Source organism: Halomonas sp. A11-A, from assembly GCF_003182195.1.
GTDB lineage: Bacteria > Pseudomonadota > Gammaproteobacteria > Pseudomonadales > Halomonadaceae > Halomonas > Halomonas alkalicola.
This window is the reverse complement of the sequence record NZ_QGTM01000045.1, coordinates 1-6438: the sequence shown is the minus strand read 5'-3', so window position 1 is coordinate 6438 and position 6438 is coordinate 1. Positions and strand designations below refer to the sequence as shown.

Sequence of the window (6438 nt, the reverse complement as noted above, 5' to 3'; positions counted from 1 at the left end):
CCGTCCGATCTCCGCTGACAACACGCCTCATCTTGCCGAGGCGTTGCGAATAGAGCCCTTAGCGAGCCCTGCAGAACAAGTGGCGCGCATTCTAGTGAATCCGCGGTGAGTGTCAAGCGAGAAGATTTTCGAAACTCTCAAAAACCCCAAGCAGAACAACCACTTCCACCATCTATTACCGCCTGCAACCCTGCTGGTCACCGGCAGCGGATGCGTACTTTACGGCTTCCTCCGGCCCGGGGCAAGCCCTCTCTGTAAAAAATTTCAGGATAATGGCAGAGCGGTGAATCCAACGGGCCAGCGCGTCGGCCCAAACCATCCACAGCGCCGCGGCGAAAGGGACTGTGGGCAAGCCATGGCGCCGAGACGACAGCGCCCGCACGAGGCGGGCGCTGTGATCATGAGGTGGTGGTAGTCAGCCGGCGGGGGGCGCGTTCTTCATCTTGCGCATCACGGCCATCACCGGGCCGGAGGCCACGTAGGCCCCGAACAGCAGCAGCAGCATCACCGAGGGCTGCATCGAGATCACCACGAACCCGAGCACGATGGCCAACAGCACCACGAAGGGCACCGGCCCCTTGAGGTCCACCTCCTTGAAGCTGTAATAGCGAATATTGCTGACCATCAGCACGCCGGCGGCGGCCACGATCAGCAGCATCAGCAGCTTGAAGCCGAAGGCCTCGGCATCGAAGCTGTGGAAGGTCCAGATGCTGGCGGCCACCAGCGCCGCCGCCGAGGGGCTGGGCAGGCCAATGAACCACTTCTTGTCGACGCTGCCGATCTGCACGTTGAAGCGCGCCAGGCGCAGCGCGGCACAGGCGACGTAGAGGAAGGCCACCACCCAGCCGGTTTTGCCGATGTCCTGGAGAATCCAGGTGAAGGCCACCAGCGCCGGCGCCGCCCCGAAGGAGAGCATGTCCGAGAGACTGTCATACTCGGCGCCAAAGGCGCTTTGGGTGTTGGTCATGCGCGCCACCCGGCCATCCAGGCCGTCGAGCACCATGGCGATGAAGATCGCCACCGCCGCTGCGGTGAAGTCGCCGTTGATGCCGGCAACGATCGCGAAGAAGCCCGCGAACAGGGCCGAGGTGGTGAAGAGGTTGGGCAGCAGATAGATTCCCTTGCGGCGAACCTTCTTGCCATCCTCCACGGCCTCCTCGATCACCTCGGTCTCGCGCACGAAGGCCGCCGCCAGATCCTCCTCGGCCGGGGGCACCCGCTCGGGTGACGCCTGGGCGTCCGGCTCGGCATCCGGCCGGGCAGGGTCGTGATCGGTAGTACGGGGGTCCTGACTCATGCGTCTCGTCCATAGCCGAAATGAAGGCGCCGCGAGGGCGCACCCTCATTCTACACGCCCGACACGCCCCCACAACGCCACGCATCGGCTCGGCCCCACAATGAAAGAGGGCGCGGATGCCCGCGCCCTCTTCGTCTGTCCGACAACCGATCGGGATCAGTTCTTGGACTTGTCCACCAGCTGGTTGGCGGCGATCCACGGCATCATGCCACGCAGCTTGGCACCCACGATCTCGATCTGGTGCTCGGCGTTCAGGCGGCGACGCGCCGTCATCGACGGGTAGTTGCTGTTGCCTTCCTGGATGAACATCTTGGCGTACTCGCCGGTCTGGATGCGCTTGAGAGCGTTGCGCATCGCCTCGCGAGACTGCTCGTTGATCACCTCGGTGCCGGTCACGTACTCGCCATACTCCGCGTTGTTGGAGATGGAGTAGTTCATGTTGGCGATGCCGCCCTCGTACATCAGGTCGACGATCAGCTTGAGCTCGTGCAGACACTCGAAGTAGGCCATCTCGGGGGCATAGCCCGCCTCGGTCAGGGTCTCGAAGCCGGCCTTGACCAGCTCGACGGCGCCGCCGCACAGCACGGCCTGCTCACCGAACAGATCGGTCTCGGTCTCATCCTTGAAGGTGGTCTCGATGATGCCGCTGCGGCCACCGCCGACGCCGGCAGCGTAGGAGAGCGCCAGCTCCTTGGCGGAGCCGGAGGCGTCCTGGTGAATGGCGATCAGGTCGGGGATGCCGCCACCCTTGACGAACTCGGAGCGCACGGTGTGGCCCGGGGCCTTGGGCGCGATCATGATCACGTCCAGGTCCTTGCGCGGCTCGATCTGGTTGTAGTGGATGTTGAAGCCGTGGGCGAAGGCCAGGGTGGCACCCTGCTTCAGGTTCGGCTCGACCTCGTTCTCGTAGATCGCCTTCTGATTCTCGTCCGGGGCCAGGATCATCACCACGTCGGCGGTCTTGCACGCCTCGGGCACGCTGGCGACCTTGAGGCCGGCGGCCTCGGCCTTGGCGGCGGAGGAAGAACCGGCGCGCAGGGCGACGGTGACGTCGACGCCGGACTCCTTCAGGTTGTTGGCGTGGGCGTGGCCCTGTGAGCCGTAGCCCACGATGGTGACCTTCTTGCTCTGGATGAGGGAGAGGTCGCAATCCTTGTCGTAGTAAACGTGCATGGTCGTGCTCCTGGAACGTCGATGAATGTGGGTGTCAGCGTTGATGGCCACCCGCCCCGTCTGACGCGGGACTGAGTTCGCGGCATCCGATGAGGACACCATACGCCAGCCCCTCCATTGCGTAAAACGCGATATTTGCAACGTGACATGCCAGATCGTGCAATACTGAACCCATGGACATGCGCCCCCTCAAGCACTTCCTCGCCCTGGCCGACAGCCTGCACTTCGGACGCGCCAGCGAGACCTGCCACGTCAGCCCCTCGACCCTCTCCCGCTCGATCCGCCAACTCGAGGAGAGCCTGGGGGTCACGCTCTTCGAGCGCGACAACCGTCACGTGGCCCTGACCCGCCAGGGCGAGACCTTCCAGGCCTACGCCCGAGAGGCCCTCGAGCAGTGGGAACAGCTGCGGCTCTCGCTGCAGAGCGAGGCGCTGCGACTCACCGGGGAGATCAGCGTCTACTGCTCGGTGACCGCCAGCTACAGCTTCCTCTACGCGCTGCTCAGCGAGTTTCGCACCCACCACCCCGGCATCGAGCTCAAGCTGCATACCGGCGACCCCGCCGAGGCCATGGCGCGTGTGCTGGCCGGCGAGGAGGACATGGCGATCACCCCCCGCCCGCGACGCACCCCCGAGGCGCTGGCCTTCAAGTCGCTGACCCGTGCGCCGCTGGTGTTCATCGCGCCGCGGGAGGCCGCCCCGTGGATTCCCTCTACCCCGGAGTCGCCCAGCGCCGAGCAGTGGCGGGAGGTGCCGATGATCCTCTCCGAGGCAGGCCTCTCCCGGGAGTTTGCCGACACCTGGTTCAAGGCATTGGGGGTGGCGCCACGCATCTACGCTCAGGTGGCGGGCCACGAGGCGATTGTCAGCATGGTAGGGCTGGGCTTCGGCATCGGCGTGGTGCCGAAGATCGTGCTCGACAACAGCCCGCTCCAGGAGCGTGTGCGGGTGCTGCCGGTAAAGCCGGAGCTGCCCCACTACGACGTGGGCCTCTGCGTGCTGGAGCGACGCCTGAGAAGCCCGCTGATCCAGGCGCTATGGGATGAGGTGATCGAGCGCTGAGGCTCTCCCCGAAAACAGCAAGGCCGCCCCGAGGGGCGGCCTAACATTCTGCAGATGTAGATTTACGTCACGAGCGACGATAAGTCGGCCACCGCCGGAGCGCAGCAACCGGAGTTGACTGGCTGCTCAATGAGGATTGTGAGCACCGCCGGTGGCCGAGATGGCTAGGTTCGCTCCCGGCGAACCAGCGCACTTCCCACATCCATGTGGGTCGTCGAGCGCAGTAGTAAATCAGAGCGACAGCACCTTGTCGCCGCGGGCAATACCGGAAACCCCGGTACGCGCCACCTCCAGGATGCCCACCGGGGCCATGGCCTGCAGGAAGGCGTCCAGCTTGCCGGCATCGCCGGTGATCTGCACGGTGTAGAGGCTCGGCGACACGTCGACGATCTGCGCGCGGAAGATATCCACGGTGCGCTTCACCTCGTCGCGGGCCGCGCCCAGCGCCTTGACCTTCACCAGCATCAGCTCGCGCTCGATGTGGTTGCCCTCGGTGAGGTCCACCAGCTTGACCACGTCGATCAGCTTGTTGAGGTGCTTGGTGATCTGCTCGATCACCCGGTCATCGCCCACGGTGGTGACGGTGAGACGCGACAGGGTCGGCTCCTCGGTGGGCGCCACGTTCAGCGTCTCGATGTTGAAGTTGCGCTGAGAGAAGAGCCCCACCACGCGAGACAGGGCGCCCGGTTCGTTTTCCATCAGAATCGAGATGATATGGCGCATCAGGTCCGCTCCGTCTTGGAAAGCAGCATGTCACGCATGGCGCCCAGGGGCACCTGCATCGGATAGACGTGCTCGTGCGGGTCGACCGCCACGTCGAGGAACACCAGCTCGTGCTTGTCGGCCAGGAAGCGCTCCAGGGCCGGCTCGAGCTGGTCGAGGGTCTCGACCTTCAGCGCGGTGAAGCCATAGGACTCGATCAGTTTCTGGAAGTCGGGCAGCGACTCCATGTAGGAGTGGGCATGGCGGGACTTGTAGTTCAGGTCCTGCCACTGGCGCACCATCCCGAGCGAGGCGTTGTTCAGGTTGATGATCTTCACGCCCACCCCGTACTGCTTACAGGTGGAGAGCTCCTGCATCATCATCTGGAAGCTGCCCTCGCCGGTCACGCAGACCACCTGCTCTTCCGGGAAGTTCTGCTTGATGCCCATGGCCGCCGGGAAGCCGAAGCCCATGGTGCCGAGGCCGCCGGAGGTGATGAAGCGGTTGGGCTTGTCGAACTTGTAGTACTGGGCGGCAAACATCTGGTGCTGCCCCACGTCGGTGGTGACATAGGCCTCGCCGCGGGTCACCCGGCACAGCGCCTCGACCACCTCCTGAGGCTTGATCTTCTCGCCGGGCTTCGAGGGCTCGTAGAGCTTGCCCACGCGCTCCTCGCGCCAGCCGTCGATCTTCTGCCACCACTCGGCCAGGGCCTCGGGGTTGGCGATCTCCTTGCCCTGCACCAGGCTGATCATCTCGCTGATCACGCTGCCGGCCGGCCCCACGATGGGCACGTCGGCGCGCACCGTCTTGGAGACCGAGCTCGGGTCGACGTCCACATGGATGATCTTGGCCGTGGGGCAGAACTTGGAGGTGTTGTTGGTGACACGGTCATCGAAGCGCGCCCCGATGGCGATGATCAGGTCGGCATGGTGCATGGCCATGTTGGATTCAAAGGAGCCGTGCATGCCCAGCCAGCCCAGACACTGCCTGTCGCCCTGCGGGTAGGCGCCGATGCCCATCAGGGTGGTGGTGATCGGGAAGCCCAGCTGCTTGACCAGATCGGTGAGCCCCTCGCTGGCCCGCCCGGTGACCACGCCGCCGCCGGTATAGAAGACCGGGCGCTTGGCCTTGAGCATCATCTCCACGGCCTTCTTGATCTGGCCGGTGTGCCCGCGGGTGACCGGGTTGTACGAGCGCATCTTGACCTTCTTCGGGTAGACGTACTCGTAGCGCTCGGTGGGGGCGGTCATGTCCTTGGGAATGTCCACCACCACCGGGCCGGGACGACCGGTGGAGGCCAGGTAGAAGGCCTTTTTCAAGACTTCGGGAATCTCGGTCGGATGCTTGATCGAGAAGCTGTGCTTCACGATGGGGCGAGTCACGCCGATGATGTCGGTTTCCTGGAAGGCGTCGTCGCCGATCAGGTGGCTCATCACCTGGCCGCACAACACCACCATCGGGATCGAATCCATGTAGGCGGTGGCGATGCCGGTGACGGCGTTGGTGGCGCCGGGGCCGGAGGTGACCAGCACCACGCCGGGCTTGCCCGAGGCGCGCGCGTAGCCGTCGGCGGCGTGGGTGGCGGCCTGCTCGTGGCGCACCAGGATGTGCTTGACCTTGTCCTGACGGAACAGGGCGTCGTAGATGTGCAGCGCCGCTCCGCCTGGATAGCCGTAGATATATTCGACGCCCTCATCCTGCAGGAAGCGGGCGATCATGTCCGCGCCGGAAAGCAGTTCCACGTTGTGTTTCTCCCCTGGAGGTCTCGAGTGCGATCCGCGCCCGAAGCGGGCGCGGGGTCGAGTGCGGCGGTATGCCGCTGCCGGACATGCCGGCACCTGATGCCAAACCCTGGCAGTTAAAGACCCTGTTGGGGCCTGCACTCTCATCGCGGCGGATCGCCGCGTCGGGGCGTTGGCCGGGACGGGCGGTTGGCCCGTGCCCGGAAGTCCTTCGGCGGGTAGAGGCCCTCTGGCCTACCCATCGCGCGGGGATGAGGGGGTTGCCCGCAGAGTTCCGCGCCCGCAAATCAGGAAGGGCCAAGATTCCATTAGCGACGCAACGGTGTCAACCGCATAAAAAGTGTGAGGGTCCGCGAAGGCACGAGATCGGGTAGGGGCCGGGGTCACCCCCGGCGCCCTCCCACACCACCGTACGTACGGTTCCGTATACGGCGGTTCCTGTCATCCACTATTGGACTGA

General features: G+C 64.9%; 5 protein-coding genes. 1 reads left to right on the top strand and 4 read right to left on the bottom strand.

Going from position 1 to position 6438, the window contains the following annotated elements:
* Window positions 1–415 precede the first annotated feature (415 nt).
* Window positions 416–1297 carry a CDP-diacylglycerol--serine O-phosphatidyltransferase gene (gene pssA / locus DER72_RS15770; protein WP_110070880.1) on the bottom strand — a complete coding sequence of 294 codons (882 nt, stop codon included), beginning with the start codon at window positions 1295–1297 and terminating at the stop codon, window positions 416–418.
* Window positions 1298–1453: 156 nt separating this feature from the next.
* Window positions 1454–2572: a ketol-acid reductoisomerase gene (ilvC, locus tag DER72_RS15765; RefSeq protein ID WP_258306334.1), complete on the bottom strand. Its 1119-nt coding sequence runs from the start codon at window positions 2570–2572 to the stop codon at window positions 1454–1456.
* 71 nt (window positions 2573–2643) lie between these two features.
* On the opposite strand from ilvC, the gene ilvY reads away from it, so the two are divergent.
* Window positions 2644–3531 (top strand): HTH-type transcriptional activator IlvY, encoded by an 888-nt coding sequence (gene ilvY, locus DER72_RS15760; RefSeq protein ID WP_110070878.1) that lies wholly within the window; start codon window positions 2644–2646, stop codon window positions 3529–3531.
* A gap of 231 nt (window positions 3532–3762) precedes the next feature.
* Here ilvY and ilvN read toward each other — a convergent pair whose 3' ends face one another.
* Entirely contained in the window at window positions 3763–4254 is a 492-nt protein-coding gene (gene ilvN / locus DER72_RS15755) for an acetolactate synthase small subunit (protein ID WP_110070877.1), read from the bottom strand.
* The gene (locus DER72_RS15750; protein ID WP_110070876.1) at window positions 4254–5978 is read right to left on the bottom strand and encodes an acetolactate synthase 3 large subunit; all 1725 of its coding nucleotides are present in this window, start codon (window positions 5976–5978) and stop codon (window positions 4254–4256) included. Before DER72_RS15750 ends, ilvN begins: the two co-directional genes overlap by 1 nt.
* Window positions 5979–6438 lie beyond the last annotated feature (460 nt).

Excerpts from the sequence above, each read along its gene's own strand:
- pssA (WP_110070880.1), bottom strand. The coding sequence starts at position 1,297 with ATGAGTCAGGACCCCCGTACTACCGATCACGACCCTGCCCGGCCGGAT.
- ilvC (WP_258306334.1), bottom strand. The coding sequence starts at position 2,572 with ATGGTGTCCTCATCGGATGCCGCGAACTCAGTCCCGCGTCAGACGGGG.
- ilvY (WP_110070878.1), top strand. The coding sequence starts at position 2,644 with ATGGACATGCGCCCCCTCAAGCACTTCCTCGCCCTGGCCGACAGCCTG.
- ilvN (WP_110070877.1), bottom strand. The coding sequence starts at position 4,254 with ATGCGCCATATCATCTCGATTCTGATGGAAAACGAACCGGGCGCCCTG.